The organism is Bordetella bronchiseptica, assembly GCF_900636925.1.
GTDB lineage: Bacteria > Pseudomonadota > Gammaproteobacteria > Burkholderiales > Burkholderiaceae_B > Bordetella > Bordetella pertussis.
Window position 1 is genome coordinate 3,952,964 of the sequence record NZ_LR134326.1, and the last position, 16,544, is coordinate 3,969,507.

16 protein-coding genes are annotated in these 16,544 nt (G+C 72.6%); 7 read left to right on the forward strand and 9 right to left on the reverse strand.

Annotated elements, in window-relative coordinates:
* Genes EL288_RS18510 through EL288_RS24360 form a run of 3 tightly spaced genes read right to left on the reverse strand, consistent with a single transcriptional unit; the run spans position 1 to position 2,752 of the window.
* Positions 1 to 1,197: a CaiB/BaiF CoA transferase family protein gene (locus EL288_RS18510; protein ID WP_003808961.1), complete on the reverse strand. Its 1,197-nt coding sequence runs from the start codon at positions 1,195 to 1,197 to the stop codon at positions 1 to 3.
* A gap of 2 nt (positions 1,198 to 1,199) precedes the next feature.
* Positions 1,200 to 2,585, reverse strand: a complete 1,386-nt coding sequence (locus EL288_RS18515) for an amidase (protein ID WP_010926055.1) — start codon at positions 2,583 to 2,585, stop codon at positions 1,200 to 1,202.
* Positions 2,582 to 2,752 carry a hypothetical protein gene (locus EL288_RS24360; RefSeq protein ID WP_019249309.1) on the reverse strand — a complete coding sequence of 57 codons (171 nt, stop codon included), beginning with the start codon at positions 2,750 to 2,752 and terminating at the stop codon, positions 2,582 to 2,584. The genes EL288_RS18515 and EL288_RS24360 overlap by 4 nt, the downstream gene beginning before the upstream one ends.
* Positions 2,753 to 2,846: 94 nt before the next feature.
* On the opposite strand from EL288_RS24360, the gene EL288_RS18520 reads away from it, so the two are divergent.
* Positions 2,847 to 3,509, forward strand: a complete 663-nt coding sequence (locus tag EL288_RS18520; protein WP_003808957.1) for a GntR family transcriptional regulator — start codon at positions 2,847 to 2,849, stop codon at positions 3,507 to 3,509.
* On the opposite strand, the gene EL288_RS18525 is transcribed toward EL288_RS18520, so the two are convergent.
* Genes EL288_RS18525 through EL288_RS18540 form a run of 4 tightly spaced genes read right to left on the reverse strand, consistent with a single transcriptional unit; the run spans position 3,510 to position 5,890 of the window.
* On the reverse strand, positions 3,510 to 3,806 hold the full coding sequence (locus EL288_RS18525) for a DUF1634 domain-containing protein (RefSeq protein WP_003808952.1): 297 nt from the start codon (positions 3,804 to 3,806) through the stop codon (positions 3,510 to 3,512).
* Entirely contained in the window at positions 3,803 to 4,657 is an 855-nt protein-coding gene (locus EL288_RS18530; protein ID WP_003808951.1) for a sulfite exporter TauE/SafE family protein, read from the reverse strand. Before EL288_RS18530 ends, EL288_RS18525 begins: the two co-directional genes overlap by 4 nt.
* The gene (locus tag EL288_RS18535; RefSeq protein WP_010927760.1) at positions 4,654 to 5,400 is read right to left on the reverse strand and encodes a GntR family transcriptional regulator; all 747 of its coding nucleotides are present in this window, start codon (positions 5,398 to 5,400) and stop codon (positions 4,654 to 4,656) included. Before EL288_RS18535 ends, EL288_RS18530 begins: the two co-directional genes overlap by 4 nt.
* A gap of 58 nt (positions 5,401 to 5,458) precedes the next feature.
* Positions 5,459 to 5,890, reverse strand: coding sequence for a YciI family protein (locus tag EL288_RS18540; protein WP_003808947.1), 432 nt, complete (start codon positions 5,888 to 5,890; stop codon positions 5,459 to 5,461).
* A gap of 323 nt (positions 5,891 to 6,213) precedes the next feature.
* On the opposite strand from EL288_RS18540, the gene EL288_RS18545 reads away from it, so the two are divergent.
* The 4 genes from EL288_RS18545 to EL288_RS18560 are packed head-to-tail and all read left to right on the forward strand — an operon-like array spanning position 6,214 to position 10,816.
* Positions 6,214 to 6,942 carry a DUF3348 domain-containing protein gene (locus EL288_RS18545; protein WP_003808944.1) on the forward strand — a complete coding sequence of 243 codons (729 nt, stop codon included), beginning with the start codon at positions 6,214 to 6,216 and terminating at the stop codon, positions 6,940 to 6,942.
* A gap of 10 nt (positions 6,943 to 6,952) precedes the next feature.
* Complete coding sequence (locus EL288_RS18550; RefSeq protein WP_003808942.1) at positions 6,953 to 9,586, forward strand: DUF802 domain-containing protein; 2,634 nt, start codon at positions 6,953 to 6,955, stop codon at positions 9,584 to 9,586.
* Complete coding sequence (locus EL288_RS18555; RefSeq protein ID WP_003808940.1) at positions 9,583 to 10,230, forward strand: OmpA family protein; 648 nt, start codon at positions 9,583 to 9,585, stop codon at positions 10,228 to 10,230. Before EL288_RS18550 ends, EL288_RS18555 begins: the two co-directional genes overlap by 4 nt.
* Positions 10,223 to 10,816 (forward strand): DUF2894 domain-containing protein, encoded by a 594-nt coding sequence (locus EL288_RS18560; RefSeq protein ID WP_003808938.1) that lies wholly within the window; start codon positions 10,223 to 10,225, stop codon positions 10,814 to 10,816. The genes EL288_RS18555 and EL288_RS18560 overlap by 8 nt, the downstream gene beginning before the upstream one ends.
* A gap of 19 nt (positions 10,817 to 10,835) precedes the next feature.
* On the opposite strand, the gene EL288_RS18565 is transcribed toward EL288_RS18560, so the two are convergent.
* Both EL288_RS18565 and EL288_RS18570 read right to left on the reverse strand, forming a co-directional pair.
* Positions 10,836 to 11,474, reverse strand: a complete 639-nt coding sequence (locus EL288_RS18565) for a Vgb family protein (protein ID WP_010926048.1) — start codon at positions 11,472 to 11,474, stop codon at positions 10,836 to 10,838.
* Positions 11,475 to 11,509: 35 nt separating this feature from the next.
* Positions 11,510 to 12,730 carry a helix-turn-helix domain-containing protein gene (locus EL288_RS18570; protein ID WP_003808934.1) on the reverse strand — a complete coding sequence of 407 codons (1,221 nt, stop codon included), beginning with the start codon at positions 12,728 to 12,730 and terminating at the stop codon, positions 11,510 to 11,512.
* Positions 12,731 to 12,847: 117 nt separating this feature from the next.
* Between EL288_RS18570 and EL288_RS18575 the strand changes: the two genes are divergently transcribed.
* Together EL288_RS18575 and EL288_RS18580 are read left to right on the forward strand one after the other, a co-directional pair.
* Positions 12,848 to 14,635: an acyl-CoA dehydrogenase C-terminal domain-containing protein gene (locus tag EL288_RS18575; RefSeq protein ID WP_003808932.1), complete on the forward strand. Its 1,788-nt coding sequence runs from the start codon at positions 12,848 to 12,850 to the stop codon at positions 14,633 to 14,635.
* A gap of 26 nt (positions 14,636 to 14,661) precedes the next feature.
* Positions 14,662 to 16,539: an acyl-CoA synthetase gene (locus EL288_RS18580; protein WP_010926046.1), complete on the forward strand. Its 1,878-nt coding sequence runs from the start codon at positions 14,662 to 14,664 to the stop codon at positions 16,537 to 16,539.
* Positions 16,540 to 16,544 lie beyond the last annotated feature (5 nt).

The window sequence follows — 16,544 nt, forward strand, 5'->3', positions numbered from 1 at the left end:
TCAGACCGCGCCTGCCGCGCGCAGCTTGTCGATTTCGTCTTCGCCGTAGCCGGCTTCGCGCAGCACTTCGTCGGTGTGCTCGCCCCAGCCCGGCGCGGTGCGGGCGATGTCGGCCGGCGTGCGCGCCAGCGTCACCGGCTGCGTGATCATCACGCGCTCGCCGCCCTGCCAGGCTTGGCAGCGGCGCGCCACGTCCAGGTGGCGCACCTGCGCGTCGTCGAACATCTGCGGCACCGTGTAGACCGGCCCGGCCGGCACGCCGGCCTCGTTGAGCAGGCCGACCCAATGCGCCACGGTGCCGCCGGCGAACACCTCGCCGATCAGGGCGTTGAGATCGCGCCGGTTGCGCACCCGCAGCTTCTCGGTCTGGAAGCGCGGATCGGCCAGCCACCCGGTCTGCCCCAGCACCTGGCAGAAGCGCTTCCAGTTGCCTTCGCCCGAGGCGCCCAGGTTGAACATGCCGTCGCTGGCGGCGAACAGCCCCATGGGGCTGCTGGTGGGATGGTCGTTGCCTTCCTGCGCGGGCACGTCGCCGTCGTTCAGGTAGCGCGCCGCCTGGAAATCCATCATGGCGATCTGCGCATGCAGCAGCGAGGCATGCACCCATTGCCCCTGCCCGGACTGCTCGCGTTCGAGCAGCGCGGTCAGGATGCCGATGGCGGCGTACAGGCCGGTGCTGGAATCGGCCACCGCCAGCCCGGCGCGCACCGGCCCCTGGCCGGGCAGCCCGGTCACCGACATCAGGCCGCCCATGCCCTGCGCGATCTGGTCGAAGCCGGGCCGGCCGGCATACGGGCCGCTTTGCCCGAAGCCGGAAATGCTGGCCAGGATGATGCGCGGGTTGATGGCGCGCAGCGATTCATAATCCACGCCCAGGCGCGCTTTCACGTCCGGGCGCCAGTTCTCCACCACCACGTCGGCGCCGGCCACCAGGCGCCTGAGCACCGCCATCGCCTCGGGCTTTTTCAGGTTGAGCGTCAGCGACCGCTTGTTGCGGTTCAGGTTCTGGAAATCGCCGCTCCAGCGGTCGGCGGCGAACATCGCCTCGTTGGGATCGACGCCCGGCGGCGGTTCGATCCGGATCACGTCCGCGCCGAAATCGGCCAGCATGCGCACACAGGTCGGGCCGGCCCGCACGCGCGACAGGTCCAGGACGCGGAAGCGCTGCAGTGCCGGCGATGCGGATAGCTGGGGCATGGTCAGACTCGCTCTCGGGAACGGGCAAGGGGAAGGCCGGGCTGCTGCGCGAAGCCCCGGCCGCCGAAACGGCTATGCCCGGCCTGGCGCGCCAGCGCCAGCAACATGGCCTCGCCGCCGGGGCGCGCGATGGCCTGCACGCTGATCGGCCGCCCCGCCGCGTCGCGGCCGACCGGGAACACGATCGCCGGCAGGCCCAGGTAATTGACGAACGACAGCCAGCAGAACAGGTCCAGCAGGCGCCGCGCCTCGAAACCGGGCGAGCTGGTGAGCACCTGCGACCAGTCGGGCACCGGCCCGGGCAAGGCGGGCGTCAGCAGCACGTCGCTGTCGGCCAGCGCCTCGGCCACGAAGGCGTCGACCTGCGCGCGGCGTTGCGCCAGGGCGGCATGCGCCCAGGCTGGCGGCATGGCCGCGCCGGTCAGCGCCAGGTTGCGCGCCAGCGCGCCCAGCGCCGGCGCCTGCCCGCGCAGGGCCTGCGCATGCGCGGCGGCGCTGCCCGCATACAGCAGCGTCTGCGCCAGGCGTATCCATTGCGGCAAGGCCGCCAGGCGCGCCTCGCGGCGCCGGCCGCGCGCGCTGCACTCGGTGGCGTAGTCCTCCAGCGCGGCATGCACGGCCGGGTCCAGGCGCACCGCGGGGTCGGGATGGATCCAGCACGTGGCGATGCGCCACCGCTCCATGGCCGGCGTGGCCGACGCGTCCAGCGCGGCCGCCTGCGCGGCGTCGAGCGCGGCGTGCAGCACCGCCTGCGCGTCGTCGGCGCAACGCGCCAGCACGCCCACCGTATCCAGTTCGCCGGCCAGCGGCGCCACGCCGTCGCCGGGCAGCAGGCCGCGCGTCGGCATCAGGCCCACCACGCCGCAGGTGGCGGCCGGAATGCGCACCGACCCCGCCGTGTCCGTGCCCAGCGAGCCATAGCAAAGGCCCGCGGCCACCGCCACGGCCGAGCCGCTGGACGAGCCGCCCACCGCCGCGTCCGCGTCGAGCGGATTGCGCGGCAAGGGATAGCGCGGGTTCTCGCCGGTGGCGCCGCTGGCGTGTTCGGCCATGGCCAGCGCCGCCAGGGGCCGGCTGCCGGCGGCGGCCAGGCGGCGGATCACCGTGGCCGCCCGCACCGGCGCATCCGGCCAGGGATGGCGCGCGCCGCACTCGGGCACGCGGCCGGGCAGCACGAAGATATCTTTATGGGCCAGCCCCACGCCGGCCAGCGGCAGGGATGCCGGCGGCGGCTCGCCCGCGTCGTCGGGCAGCGCCACCACGCAATGCCAGCCATCGGCCTCGCAGGCCTGGCGCTGCAGCGCCAGCGCCTGCGCCACGTCCAGCGCGCCAGCCGCCAGTTGCGCGCGCAGGCCGGCAATGCTGTCGGGCAAGCCGGCCGGGGTCATGCCGAGCCTCCCGGCGCGGCGCCCGCCAGCCGCGCCAACGCCCTGGCCACCGCGCGCGCCTCGCGCTCGCTGGCGGCGATGCCCTGGCTCGCCAACAGGGCGCGCACGGCGGCTTCATCGGGCGGCGCAACGGCCGGGTCGGACGGCGCCAGTGGTTGATCCTGCATACCCAAACACCCCTTGATGTATTATTTAATCAGAGTATAAATATATTTATAGACCACCGAATAATTTCATGCAAGCCACGTTTGTCCCTATGCCATGAAGGTCAGCGACCGCATCCGGCAGGCGCTCGAAGCCGATATCCGCAACGGCGTCCTGCTGCCGGGCGATGCCATCGACGAACAGGAACTGGCCGCCCGCCACCAGGTTTCGCGCACCCCGGTGCGCGAAGCGCTGCTGCAGCTCAAGGTCCAGGGCATCCTCGACAGCCAGCCGCGCGGCGGCGCGGTGGTGGCGCGCATGGACGTGCAGGAACTGTTGGCGATCTGGGAGCTGATGGCGGAGATGGAAGGCGTGTGCACCCGCATGGCGTGCCAGCGCATGACGGCCGAGGAGCGGTCCGAGCTGGCCCGCGTGCATCGCGAGGCCGCGCCGGTGGCGCAGGCCGACGACGCGCAGGCCTGGCGCGAGGCCAACCACCGCTTCCATGAAGTGCTGTACCACGGCTGCCGCAACCCTTACCTGCGCGAGCAATTGCTGGCGCTGCGCGCGCGCACCGGCGCCTATCTGCGCCACGCCTTCATCGCGGTCGGCCGGGTGCGCGCCTCGTACGAGCAGCACGGCGAGCTGGTCCAAGCCATCCTCGACCACGACCCCGAGCGCGCGCACCGGATGATGATGCGCCACATCAGCCTGGCGCAAGGCGCCAAGGGCCTGGCCGACTTCCTCATCAACCTGCCCCGCTCGATGGTCAAGCCCTAGCTAGCCCGCGCGCAAGCCCAGCGCCAGGCCCGCCGCCATGATGGCCAGCACCAGCGCCACGATCAGCGCATAGCGCCAGTCGCGCTGGCGCGCGAAGGCCGCCAGCATGGCCAGCAGGCGCGCCGCCGGCAGCGCGATGAACAGCACGATCCCCGCGTTCACCACGCGCGCGCCGGCCGGCGCGTCGATCATGCCCAGCAGCAGGCCCGCCGCGATGATCAGGCAGGCCGCCCAGGTGCCGGCGCGCAACAGCACGGCCAGGCGGATCTCCAGCCCCGCTCCGGCGCGCGCGCTCATCGGCCGCCTCCGGGCCATTGCACGCCCAGCGCCATCAGCAGCATCTGCACCGCGAGCAGCGCCAGCACCGCCACGAACAGCAGGCGCAGCCGTTCGCCGGACACGCGCATCAGGATGCGCGCGCCCAGCACCGAGCCGGCGACCGAGCCCAGCGCCACCGGTCCGGCGACCGCCGGATCGATCTCGCCGCGCGCGAAATACACCGCGGCGCTGGCCGCCGCGGTCACTCCGATCATGAAATTGGAGGTCGCCGACGACACTTTCAGGGGCAGGCGCAGCGCGCTGTCCATCGCCGGGATCTTGAGCACGCCGCTGCCGATGCCCAGCAGCGCCGACAGCACGCCGGCCCCGTACATCAGCGACATGCCCAGCGGCAGGCGCTGCACGCGGTAGCGCCGGTGCCGGCCGGCGGCGGGATCACGGTAGCGGCCATGCAGCCGCAAGGCGCCGGCCCAGCGGCACGCCGGCGCACCGCTCGCGCGCGCCGGGTCGCGCCGGCGCGCCAGCATCTGCCAGGCGGATACCACCAGCACCACGGCGAACAGCGCATACAGCGCCGCCACCGGCACCGCCCCCACCAGGAAGACGCCGGTCAGCGCGCCCAGCGTGGTGGCCGTCTCCAGCACCACCGCCAGCCGCACGTGCGTCAACCCGCTTTGCAGGAAGGCCGCCGCGCTGCCGCACGAACAGGCAATCACCGAAACAATGCTGGCCGCGATGGCGGCGTGCACGTCGATGCCCCACAGCACCAGCAGGGGCACGATGAAGATGCCGCTGGCCATGCCCAGCATGCCGCCCAGCGCGCTGGCACCCAGCGCCATGGCGAACAGCCACAGGCCGGCCACGGTCATGCCGGCACGGGCCGCGCGCGCCGCGCCAGCCGCGTCACGAAGCGGATCAGGTCGCCGCGGTAGTACAGCTTTTCGTAGTCGATGGGCCGGGGGCCCGCGCAATACGAGGTGCGCTCGATCAGGAAGACCGGGCTGCCGGGCGGCACCGCCAGGGCCCGCGCCACTTCGGGCGTGGCGATGGCGGCCTCGAGCCGGTATTCGGCCTCGACCAGCGGCAAGTCGTATTTCTGTTCCAGCAGCGCGAAGATGGGCTCGGCCTCCAGGTCGTGCGTGACGACCTGTTCGCCGATTTCGCGCGGCAGATAGGTTTCGTCCAGCGACATGGCCACGCCATCGGCCAGGCGCACGCGCCGGATGCGCATGACCTGCGTGCCCGGCGCCACCGCCAGCTGGCGCGCCACGGCCTGGCCGGCGGCCACGATCTCGGCGTCCAGCAGGCGCGCCGAGGGCACGCGGCCCAAGGCCTGCATGTCCTCCACGAAACCGGTGAGCTCGGTGAGCTCCTGCACCACCCTCGGCTGCGCCACGAAGGTGCCCTTGCCGCGCCGGATCTCGACCAGCCCGCGCTCGGCCAGGTTCTGGATGGCCTTGCGCACCGTGGTGCGGCTGACCTGGAAGCGCGCGATCAGGCCGTCTTCGGCGGGCAACTGGCTGCCCGGCGGCAGTTCGCCCGCGGCGATCGCCTCGGCCAGCACGGCCTCGACCCGGGCATAGAGCGGGGCATGGTTCGATTCAGACATCATGACGTCATTATGTCATGATCCAAGCACGCCTGCAGCAGGACCGCCAGGCCCCCCGCACCTACGGCTTGCGCGCTTCCGCTTCGATCTGCTGGCGCAAACGCGCTTCCTGTTCGCGCAGCTCGGGCGTGAACGCCGCGCCGAAATCCTCGGCCTCGAAGATCTGGCGGATCTCGATTTCGGAGTCTCCCAGCATGGGATTGGGGCAGCGCTTGACCCAATCGATCGCCTCCTCGAGCGAGGCGCACTGCCACAGCCAGAAGCCGGCGATCAGGCCGGGCGTGTCGAACGGCCCATGCTCGACCTTGCGGTCCTTGCCCGAGAAATGCACGCGCGCGCCGCGCGAGCTGGGGTGCAGGCCTTCGCCGGCCTGCATGACGCCGGCCTGCACCAGCGCTTCGTTGAACTTGCCCATTTCGGCCAGCATCCGTTCTTCGGGCATGACGCCGGCTTCGCTGTTGCGGTCGGCCTTGACCAGTACCATGAATCGCATTTCGGACCTCGTCGTGTAGATGCGCGGCGCGCCTTCCCAGGGCCCCGCGCGGCGGGAAAACCAGGCACTACCGCCAGCGTAGGTCCGCCGCGCCGCGCGGCGCAAGCATCGATTCCACGGGCCGGGCCAGGCAAGCCACTTGCTGCGGACGGGGCCGGACCGCCGGACGGCCGGCCCCGACCGGAGTTCGGCGAAAGCGCAAAGCGCCGTCGCTTTGTATCAAATCACTTCACCCTGCGCCCGCATGGACGCCGCCGCCAGGCCGTTTCGCTAGAAGACCGCCCGCCCCGCGTGTAAACTGCACGGTTTTTGACTCTGCCGGTATGGTGCAAGTGCCACAGCGAACCGGTTTCAGCGGTCCGACGCTCGTACGCCTGCTTACGCGCCTGACCGAGGTCGATGCTCCGGAATCCCGACAGTCCCTCGCGGACCGGCTGAGCCACTGGCTCGGCTGGACCGACGCCATCGCGCTATCGGCGGCGCTCAACGGCGAACCGCCGGCCGTGCCGCGCGGCCAGTCCGCCGACGGCAGCGCCGAAGCCCAGGAATGCGAGCGCGTGCGCGCCACGCTGATCGAGGCCATTGCCGGCAAGGGCAGGAACGCGGCCGCGCGCAACCGCGCGCGCGCGCCGGCCCGGCCCGCGCCGCGCGACGAGGACGTCGAATACACCGAGTATCGGCAGCGCTACCAGGCCTTGCAGCAGACGATGGAAAACACCATTGCCGTCCTGCGCGGCCGCCTGCGCGCCGCGCTGGCCGCCCGCGCGCCGGCGCACACGCGCCTGGCGGTGGTCGACGCCATCATGGAACGCTCGCTGGGCGCGCGCGAACGCACGCTGCTGGCCGCCGTGCCGACGCTGCTGGAACGCCACTTCGAGCGCCTGCGCCAGGCCGCGCTGGCCGGACCGCAAGAGGCCGGCGACGCGGCGCCGCCGCAGCCTGGCGCATGGCTGGCCACGTTCGGCCGCGACATGCGCAGCGTGCTGCTGGCCGAGCTCGATATTCGTCTACAACCGGTCGAAGGGCTGCTGGCAGCCCTTCGCGCCAGCTAACCAGAAACCCATGATCAGAACCCTCATCAACATTGCCGTCTTCCTGGCTGGCCTGGGCGCCGTCTGCTGGATCGGCGCCGGTTATGTCGGCTCCAACCCCCTGGGCCTGGCCATCACCGCCCTGGTGGGCATCATCTACCTGGCCGGCGCGCTCGAGCTCTACCGCTATCAGCGCGCCACCGCCACCCTGGACCATGCGCTGGCCGCCACCACCGAGCCGCCCGCCGACCTGGCGGCCTGGCTGGCGCCGCTGCATCCCAGCCTGCGCAATGCCACGCGGCTGCGCATCGCCGGCGAGCGGGTCGCCCTGCCCGGCCCCGCGCTGACGCCCTACCTGGTGGGCCTGCTGGTGCTGCTGGGCATGCTCGGCACCTTCCTGGGCATGGTGGCCACGCTGCGCGGCACCGGCATCGCGCTGGAAAGCGCCACCGACCTGCAAGCCATCCGCGCCTCGCTGGCCGCGCCGGTCAAGGGCCTGGGCTTCGCCTTCGGCACCTCGGTGGCGGGCGTGGCCGCCTCGGCCATGCTGGGGCTGCTGTCGGCGCTGTGCCGGCGCGAACGCATCCAGGCCGGCCAGGCGCTGGACGCGCGCATTGCCTCCACCTTGCGCCCGCATTCGCTGGCCCACCAGCGCGAAGCCAGCTTCCAGCTGCTGCAACGCCAGGCCGAGGGCATGCCGGCCCTGGTCGATCGCCTGCAGGCCATGCTGGCCGCCATGGCGCAGCACAGCCAGGCGGTCAACGACGGCCTGGCCCAGCAAAGCCGCCAGCTGACCGACGCCCTGACCCGCCAGAGCCAGACCCTGGCCGACACCCTGACGCGGCAAAGCGACACCCTGGCCGAACGCCTGGACCGCCAGAGCCAGACCCTGGCCAGCAGCCTGGACGAGCAAAGCCGGCGCCTGGGCGCCAGCCTGGGCGAGCACAGCCAGACGCTGGCCGCCAGCCTGACCCGGCAAAGCGATACGCTCTCGGATACCGTGGCGCGGCAAAGCAGCACGCTCGCGCAGACCCTCACGCAACAGGGCGAGTCGCTGGCCGCCACGCTGACGCAGCAAGGCGCGGCGCTGTCCGACGGCCTGGCGCGCCAGGGCGACACGCTGGCCGCCACCCTCACCGGACAGAACGCGTCGCTGGCCACCGCCCTGACGCAACAGGGCGAATCGCTGGCCAGCACCCTGGCGGGCGAAACGCGCGAACTGGCCGCCAGGCTGGACCAGCAGGGCCGGACCGTGGCCGACGCGCTCGGCCAGCACAGCCAGGCGATGGCCGAGCGGCTGGCCGCCGGCCAGGACGCCTTCCACGAGAAAGCCGCCCAAGCCTATACCGGCCTGGCGGCGTCGGTGCGGCAGACCCTCAACGACAGCGTCGCCGCCAGCGCCCAGGCCGCCGGCGCGGCCATCCAGCCCGCCGTGCAGGCAACGCTGGCCGGCCTGGCCAGCGAGACGGCCGCCTGGCGCGAAACCATCGGGCAGGCCGTGCAACAGCAATTGGCCGAACTGTCGGGCCGCTTCGAAGCCAGCACCGCCGGCGTGGCCGGCATCTGGAACGACGCCCTGGCGCGGCACCAGCAGGCCAGCGAATCGCTGGCCGAATCGCTGCGCAGCGCGCAGCAGCAACTGGCGGCGCATTTCGAGCAGCGCTCGGCCGCCCTGCTCGACACCGTGGCGGCGCGCCTGCAAGGCGCCACCGACGAGGTGCGCGACGGCTGGCGCGACGCCGTGACGCGGCAGGAGCAGGCGGCCGCGGCGCTGGCCAGCCAGCAAGGCCAGACCGTGGCCGAGGCGGCCGGCGCCTTCGCGCGCCACACGGCCGAGCTGCTGCACGCGGTGGAACAATCGCAAACGCAACTGCAGGCCGAGCTGGCCGCGCGCGACGCGCAGCGCGAAAGCGCCTGGACCCACGCGCTGGAAGCCATGGCGGCGCAGTTGCGCACCGCCTGGCAGGAAACCGGCGCACAGACGGCCGAGCAGCAGCGCGAAATCTGCGCCACGCTGGCGCAGACCGCCCAGGACATTTCCTCGCAGTCGCGCGAACACGCCACCCGCACCGTCGCCGAGATCGGCCAGCTGCTCGAAGCGGCCGCGCAGGCGCCGCGCGCCGCGGCCGACGTGGTGGCCGAATTGCGCCAGAAACTGGTCGACAGCATGGAACGCGACAACGCCATGCTGGAAGAGCGCAGCCGCCTGCTGGCGACGGTCGAGACGCTGCTGGGCGCGGTCAATCACGCCTCCAGCGAGCAGCGCGAGGCGATCGACGCCCTGGTGGCTTCGTCGGCCGACCTGCTCGAACGCGTGGGCGCGCGCTTTGCCGACAGCATAGAAAGCGGCGCCGGCCGGCTCGAAGCGGCCAGCGCGCAGGCCACCGCCAGCGCGGCCGACGTGGCCAGCCTGGGCGAGGCCTTCGGCGCCGCGGCGCAGGTGTTCGGCGCCGCCAACGACAGGCTGGCCGAGCAGCTGGGCCGCATCGAAACGGCGCTGGACAAATCGCTGGCGCGCAGCGATGAGCAACTGGCCTACTACGTGGCGCAGGCGCGCGAAGTGGTCGACCTCAGCGTCCTGTCGCAGAAGCAGATCCTCGAAGACCTGCAGCGCCTGGCGCAGCAGCCCGAGCCGGCCGGCGCCGAAGCCGCCGAAACGCCATGAACGAGCATCTCGACGCCGGCCCCGACGCCGCCGTGCCCACCTGGGCGGTGTTCGGCGATCTGATGTCGGTACTGCTGGGCGCCTTCGTGCTGATCCTGGTGGGCGTGGTCGGCATGCAGATCGAACTGTCCACCCGGCTGGAGGCGGAAGTCGAGCAGCGCCAGGCCGAAACGCAGCGCCGCGAGGCGCTCGAGCAGGCCCTGGCCGCGCCGCTGGCCGCCGGCCGCGTGACGCTGGTCGACGGCCGGATCGGCATCAGCGGCAACGTGCTGTTCGCCCTGAACTCCGACCAGCTGCAACCCGAGGGCCGCGAAATATTGGCCAGCCTGGTCGCGCCGCTGTCGGCCTATCTGCGCGCCCACGACGAAATCCTGATGGTCAGCGGCTTCACGGACGACCAGCAGGTGCACCAGGGCAATCGCCGCTACGCCGACAACTGGGAGCTGTCCGCGCAACGCGCCCTGACCGTCACGCGCGCGCTGATCGACGCCGGCATCCCGGCCGCCTCGGTCTTCGCCGCCGCGTTCGGCGCCGAGCAGCCGGTGGCCTCGAACGCCGACGAGACCGGCCGGGCGCAGAACCGGCGCGTCGAGATCGCCCCCATCCCACGCCAATCGGCCGACAAGGTGCCAGCCCGTGACTGACGACGCCGCGCGCCAGGCCCAGGCCCGGCTCGACGCCTGGCGCGAGCGCGGCGGCGAGCAGGCCGACCCGCTGCGCTTTCATTACCTGCAGGCGCTGGCGCGCCGCGCCGCCGGCCACGAGGGCCAGGCGCGCCAGCTGCTGGACGAACGCCTGGCCGGCCTGATGGCCGCCTGCCCCGAGACCGCGGCGGCCGCGCCGCCGGCCGGGCCGGACCCGGCACGCGCGCCCGGCCCGCTAGGCCAGCTGTGCGCGCAGATCGCGGCGGCCGCGCCGGCGCGGCCCGCCTATCCGGAACTGCCTCTGCTCGACGAGTTCCGCCAGGCCTGGACCCGCCTGAGCACCGACCGGCAACTGCGCCAGTCGGAGCAGTTGGTGCCCGAGAATGCCGGCCCGCTGAACTCCAGCCATCTGGCGCACCGTTCGCTGGCGCTGATGCAAGGGCTTTCGCCCGGCTACCTGCAGCAGTTCCTGTCGTACGTCGACGCGCTGGGCTGGCTGGAGCAACTCACCGCCAACGCCGCACCCGCGGCGCGCGACACCGCCCGCGCCACGCCGCGCAAGACCGCGCGCGCCCGCTCGCGCTAGGCGCGCCGCGCCTGCGGCGCTATTCGGCGGCCGGCCGGCGCACCACGCGCACCACGGCGCGATCGCCGCCGCCGCAGAAAAAGCGCTGCGCGCCGTCGGACTCCAATCCCGACAGCCCCGCGCCGGCGGGCATCTCCAGCACCTGCAGGACCTCGCCGGTGGCGGGGTCGACGCGCCGCAGGTCGGCCGTTCCATCTTCCCAGGTGCCATGCCACAGCTGCGCGTCCACCCAGGTCACGCCGGTGACATAGCGGTCCGATTGCAGCGTGCGCAGGATGGCGCCGGTGGCCGGATCGAGCTGCAGGATCTGGCGCGGCTGGTACTGCCCCACCCACAGCATGCCCTCGGCCCAGGCCAGGCCCGAGTTGCAGCCGCCCGGCGGCGCCGCGATGGTGCCCAGCACGCGCCCGCTGGCCGGGTCGATCTTCTGGATCACGTCGCCGGCGATCTGGAACAGGTGCCGGCCGTCGAAGGCGGTGCCGGCCTGCGCCGGCACATCGATGCGGCGCGCCACCTCGCCGCTTTCCGGCTCCAGCGCGGCCAGGCTGTCGCCGACGGCGAACCAGACGTGGCGCCCGTCATAGGTCAGGCCGTGCACCTGTTCGACGCCCGCGAACGGGCCGTATTCGCGGACGATATGGGCGGGGGATCGCTTCATGGCTGGCTCCGGAGAAAGTTGGATACGGCCTCATGCTAGAACGCCGGCAAGGCGGTGCACAGCAACAAGTTTGTCGCGAATGCCGCGGCTGGCGCGGCCACCCAGCGGCGCGTGCGCCCCCGCCCCAGGGCCTGCGCGCGTCCGGCCGCGGCCAGCGCCTGCAGGGCCCGCTGCACCGAGCGCTGGCTGGCATCGAGCGCCAGAGCCAGCGCCGAACTCGACCACGCCTGCCCGTCGGCCAGCAAGGCCAGCACCGCCGCATGCGGCGTTTGCACCGGTTGCGCCAGCACCGCCACCTGGCGCGCCCCGTCCGGCGCCAGCACATAGCCGCGGCCGGTGGCCCGCGGCGCCGCCATGCCGCGCAGCGCCGCGCGCAGGCGCCCGATTTCCACCCGCAGGCGCGCGCGGTGCGACTCGTCCGGCACGCGCGTGCGGAACACCTGGTCGATCAAGGCCTCGCGGGCCACCTCGCCCGGCCACGCCTCGGCCAGCGCCCGCGCCAGCGCGAACAGCACCGGACGGCGGGACAGCACGGCCCGCGCGGCGCCCGCGCACACCACATAACGGCAGGCGTCGACCACCAGCACCGGCCCGGCCAGCAAGGCCTCGACCTCGTCCAGGCGCGCCGGCCGCTCGCCGCCGCGCGACCGCACCTGCGCCACCGGCGCATCCAGCAGGCTGGCCGCCCGCGCGACTTCGGCGGCCAGCGGCGCAATGGCGGCATGGCGGGCGGCCTGGGCCGCGCGCGCCAGCGCCGCCCGCGCCGCCCCCGCCCGCAACTGGCGCATCGCCAGGCCGGCGGCCAGCAAGTCGTGGATGGCGCGCAGGTCGTGCGGCAGGAAGGGGCGCTCCAGGCGCTCGAGCCACTCGGCCGCCCGTTCCAGCTCGCCCACCAGCAGCAGGCGCCGCACCTCCAGGTACTGCGCGTAGGCCGCGTTGCGCCAGTCGCCATGCGCGGCCAGCGTGCGTTGCGCGGCCCGCAGCGCGGCGCCGGGCCAGGCCAGGTCGCGCGCGGCCAGCGCGATCTCGCCTTCGGCCAGCGCGCAGCGCGCCCGGGCCACGGCATTGCCCGGCCCGAAGGCGCGCGCGGCGCGGCGCACCAGCGCGCGCGCCCGGTCGAAATCGCCCAGCTGCGCCAGCGCGATGCCGCGCAGGGCCAGCGCCGGCGCGTCGTCGCGCAAGGCCACCTGGTTCAGCGCCGCCAGCGCATCGCCCAGGGCCAGCGCGCGCGCCGCGGCGGCGATACCCTCGTCCATGGACACCCCGTCACTATTCAGATTTATCTGACAGATACATAGTCAAATTCTGACATTACCTCACGGCAATGCCTGATGCACACTGCCATTCATCATAGATAGGAGCGGCAGGACGACATGAAAGACGGGCTATACACGGCGCCTCAGCGCGATATGCAGTTTGCGCTCTACGACGTGCTGGACATCGAAGGCGAACTGGCCAGGCGCGCGGCCCCCATGGCCATCGACCGCGAGACGCTGGACCAGGTCATCGAGGGCGCGGACCGCCTGTGCCACGGCGTGCTGGCTCCGCTGAACGCCAGCGGCGACCGCGCCGGCTGCCGCCTGGAAGGCCACGAAGTGCGCACTCCCGCCGGTTTCGTCGAGGCCTATCGCGCCTATGCCGAAGGCGGCTGGTCGGGCCTGTGCGCCAGCCCAGACCATGGCGGCCAGGGCCTGCCGACCGTCGCCTCGGCCATCGTCGGCGAAATGCTGGGCGCGACCAACATCTCGTTCGCGCTCTACCCGCGCCTGTCCGAGGGCGCCTACCGCTGCATCCGCGCCAACGCCAGCGCGGCGCTGCAGGCGATCTACGCGCCCCGGCTGGCCAGCGGCGAATGGACCGGCACCATGTGCCTGACCGAATCGCAGGCCGGCACCGACCTGGGGCTGCTGCGCACCCGGGCCGAACCGGACGGCGACGGCGCCTACCGCATCAGCGGCAGCAAGATGTTCATCTCCTCGGGCGAGCACGACCTGGCCTCCAACATCGTGCACATGGTGCTGGCCCGCCTGCCCGACGCCCCGGCCGGCACGCGCGGGATTTCGCTGTTCGTGGTGCCCAAGCGCCTGCCCGACGCGCAGGGCGAGCCCGGCGAGCGCAACGGCGTCTATTGCGACGCCATCGAACACAAGCTGGGCCTGCACGCCAACGCCACCTGCGTGCTGCGCTTCGAGAACGCCCGCGGCTACCTGGTGGGCGAACCCAACAAGGGCCTGGCCGCCATGTTCGTCATGATGAACTCGGCGCGCCTGGGCACCGGCGCGCAGGCGCTGGGCCTGACCGAGACGGCCCTGCAGAAATCGCTGGCCTATGCCGCCGAACGCCTGCAATCGCGCGCGCCCGGCCACGAGAAGGCCATCACGCGCGCCGACCCCATCATCCTGCAGCCCGACGTGCGCCGCATGCTGCTGACCCAGCAGGCCTGGGCGCAGGGCGCCCGCATGTTCCTCTACTGGCTGGCGCTGCAGATCGACACCGAGCTGCACGCCGCCGACCCGGCCGAGCGCGACCGCGCCGGCGGCCTGCTCAGCCTGCTCACCCCGGTGGCCAAGGCCTTCGTGTCCGACAACGCGGTGGAGTCGGTGAACCTGGCGGTGCAGGTCCACGGCGGCAGCGGCTATATCGTCGAATCCGGCATCGAGCAGACCCTGCGCGACGTGCGCATCCTGCCCATCTACGAAGGCACCAACGGCGTGCAGGCGCACGACCTGCTGGCGCGCAAGGTGCTGGCCGACCAGGGCGCGCGCCTGAGCCAGCTGCTGGCGATGGCGCAGGCGCAGGCCGCCGCGGTGAGCGCCGTCGAAGGCGGCGCGCGCTTCGGCCAGCCGCTGCGCGAGCTGGCCGGCCAGGTGGCCGACGCCGTACCGCGCCTGGCCGAACTGGCCGCGCGCGACCCCGCCCAGGTGGGCGCCTCGTCCACCGACTTCCTGCGCCTGGTCGGACATCTGGTATACGGCTACTTCTGGAGCCGGGCCGCGCAAACCGCGCTGACCCGGTTGCCGGAGGACGACCCCTTGCGGGCCGAAAAGCTGGCCACGGCGCGTTTCTACTTCGAGCACCTGTTTCCCGAGACCGAAATGCGCCTGCGGCGGCTGTTCGTGCCCGCCGACTGCCTGACAACCCCTTGCGCGCTGGCCGCCTGAAGCCCGCGCACCGCCCCGAAGAGCATATGGAGATACCCCGATACTGGGTCCGCGCCGACCTGTCCACGGCCGAGCGCATCCGGCAGTTCGAAGCCGTGCCGCTGCACGAACGCGGGCTGCCGGACAGCACCTACGCCTTCCTGGCGCGCGGCTGCCGCCAGGCGCCGCGCGCCACGGCCATCCGCTACCTGCCCGACCCGGCCGCCTGCCACGAGCGCGAGGACATCGATTTCGGCCGCCTGCTCGAACGCGTGCACCAGACCGCCAACCTGATCCACGCCGAGGGCGTGGGCCCGCGCGAGGTGGTCAGCCTGCTGCTGCCGAACACGCCGCAGGGCCAGTACGCGCTGTGGGGCGGCCAGGCCGCGGCCATCGTCAACCCGATCAACTGGATGCTCGAACCCGAGGCGATCGCCGCCATCGTGCGCGCGGCGGACGCCCGCATGCTGATGGCCTACGGCGGCGACGCGCAGCTCGACATCTGGGACAAGGTCCTGCGCGTGGCCGAACTGTGCCCGCAGCTGCGCACCATCGTGCGGCTGGGCGGCTCGCGCGCCGGCGCCGCGCCGGCCGGCCGGCGCTTCCTGGACTACGACGCGGTGATCGACGGCTACCGCGCCGACGCGCTGGATTTCGCGCGCGCCATCGGGCCGCATGACCTCGCCGCGCTGTTTCCGACCGGCGGCACCACCGGCGATCCCAAGCTGGTGCGCCACAGCCACTGGAACGAAGTGGTCAGCGCCTGGCTCAGCGCCGCGGTGGCCGGCATCGTCGAGGGCGAAAGCCGCCTGTCGGCCACGCCCCTCTACCACGTGGTGGGCGCGTTCGCCGGCTCGCTGGCCACGCTGGCGCGCGGCGGCACGCTGGTGCTGGCCACCTCGGTGGGCTGGAAGCACCCGCAGCTGCTGGCGCGCATCTGGGAAGTGGTGCAGGCCTGCCAGGTCAATTACCTGACCATCGTGCCGACCATCATGAATCAGCTGGTGCAGATGCCCATCGGCGGCCACGACATCTCGTGCGTCAAGGGCGTGCTGTCGGGTTCGGCTCCCTTGTCCGAGAACGTGGCGCGGCGCTTCCTGGCGCTGACCGGCCTGCCGGTGCGCGAAGGCTACGGCATGACCGAGACCACCTCGGTCTGCATGATGAATCCGCGCGGCGGACCAGTGAAGACCGGCTCGGTGGGCCTGCTGTTCCCGTACCACCGCGCGCGCGTGGCGCGCCTGGAACCGGGCGCCGCGCCGCGCGACTGCGCGCCGGGCGAGACCGGCGTGCTGGCGCTGCAAGGCCCCACCGTGTTCGACGGCTACGCGGCCGGCGCGCAAGGCGGATTCCTGGAGCCGGGCTGGCTGGATACGGGCGATGTCGCGCGCATCGACGCCGATGGCTACATCTGGATCGCCGGACGCACCAAGGACCTGATCATCCGCGGCGGCCACAACATCGACCCCAAGGCGGTCGAGGAAGCGTTCTACCGCCATCCGCAGGTACTGGAGGCAGCCGTGGTGGCGCGCCCCGATGGCTACGCCGGCGAAGTGCCGGTGGCCTATGTGCAGCTGGTCGACGGCGCCGACCTCGACGCGGCCCGGCTGCTGGCCGAGGTGCGTCCGGACATCGCCGAGCGCGCCGCCGTGCCCAAGGACTGCTACCTCATGGCCGCGCTGCCCAAGTCGCCGGTGGGCAAGATCCTCAAGCATCGGCTGCGCGAAGACGCCATGCTGCGCGGCTTCGAAAAGGCGCTGCGCGGCGCCGGCATCGAAACCGGCTATGCGCTGGCGCTGGCCGACGGCCCGGCCGTGCGCATCCGCCTGCTCGTACCCGGCCTGGCGCCGCAACAGGTGCGCGACGCCCTGGCCACGTTCACCATCCCGTATTTCATCGAGACGGCCGACCCGGCCGCAGTGTAGGAGAT

Excerpts from the sequence above, each read along its gene's own strand:
- EL288_RS18510 (WP_003808961.1), bottom strand. The coding sequence starts at position 1,197 with ATGCCCCAGCTATCCGCATCGCCGGCACTGCAGCGCTTCCGCGTCCTG.
- EL288_RS18515 (WP_010926055.1), bottom strand. The coding sequence starts at position 2,585 with ATGACCCCGGCCGGCTTGCCCGACAGCATTGCCGGCCTGCGCGCGCAA.
- EL288_RS24360 (WP_019249309.1), bottom strand. The coding sequence starts at position 2,752 with ATGCAGGATCAACCACTGGCGCCGTCCGACCCGGCCGTTGCGCCGCCC.
- EL288_RS18520 (WP_003808957.1), top strand. The coding sequence starts at position 2,847 with ATGAAGGTCAGCGACCGCATCCGGCAGGCGCTCGAAGCCGATATCCGC.
- EL288_RS18525 (WP_003808952.1), bottom strand. The coding sequence starts at position 3,806 with ATGAGCGCGCGCGCCGGAGCGGGGCTGGAGATCCGCCTGGCCGTGCTG.
- EL288_RS18530 (WP_003808951.1), bottom strand. The coding sequence starts at position 4,657 with ATGACCGTGGCCGGCCTGTGGCTGTTCGCCATGGCGCTGGGTGCCAGC.
- EL288_RS18535 (WP_010927760.1), bottom strand. The coding sequence starts at position 5,400 with ATGATGTCTGAATCGAACCATGCCCCGCTCTATGCCCGGGTCGAGGCC.
- EL288_RS18540 (WP_003808947.1), bottom strand. The coding sequence starts at position 5,890 with ATGCGATTCATGGTACTGGTCAAGGCCGACCGCAACAGCGAAGCCGGC.
- EL288_RS18545 (WP_003808944.1), top strand. The coding sequence starts at position 6,214 with ATGGTGCAAGTGCCACAGCGAACCGGTTTCAGCGGTCCGACGCTCGTA.
- EL288_RS18550 (WP_003808942.1), top strand. The coding sequence starts at position 6,953 with ATGATCAGAACCCTCATCAACATTGCCGTCTTCCTGGCTGGCCTGGGC.
- EL288_RS18555 (WP_003808940.1), top strand. The coding sequence starts at position 9,583 with ATGAACGAGCATCTCGACGCCGGCCCCGACGCCGCCGTGCCCACCTGG.
- EL288_RS18565 (WP_010926048.1), bottom strand. The coding sequence starts at position 11,474 with ATGAAGCGATCCCCCGCCCATATCGTCCGCGAATACGGCCCGTTCGCG.
- EL288_RS18570 (WP_003808934.1), bottom strand. The coding sequence starts at position 12,730 with ATGGACGAGGGTATCGCCGCCGCGGCGCGCGCGCTGGCCCTGGGCGAT.
- EL288_RS18575 (WP_003808932.1), top strand. The coding sequence starts at position 12,848 with ATGAAAGACGGGCTATACACGGCGCCTCAGCGCGATATGCAGTTTGCG.
- EL288_RS18580 (WP_010926046.1), top strand. The coding sequence starts at position 14,662 with ATGGAGATACCCCGATACTGGGTCCGCGCCGACCTGTCCACGGCCGAG.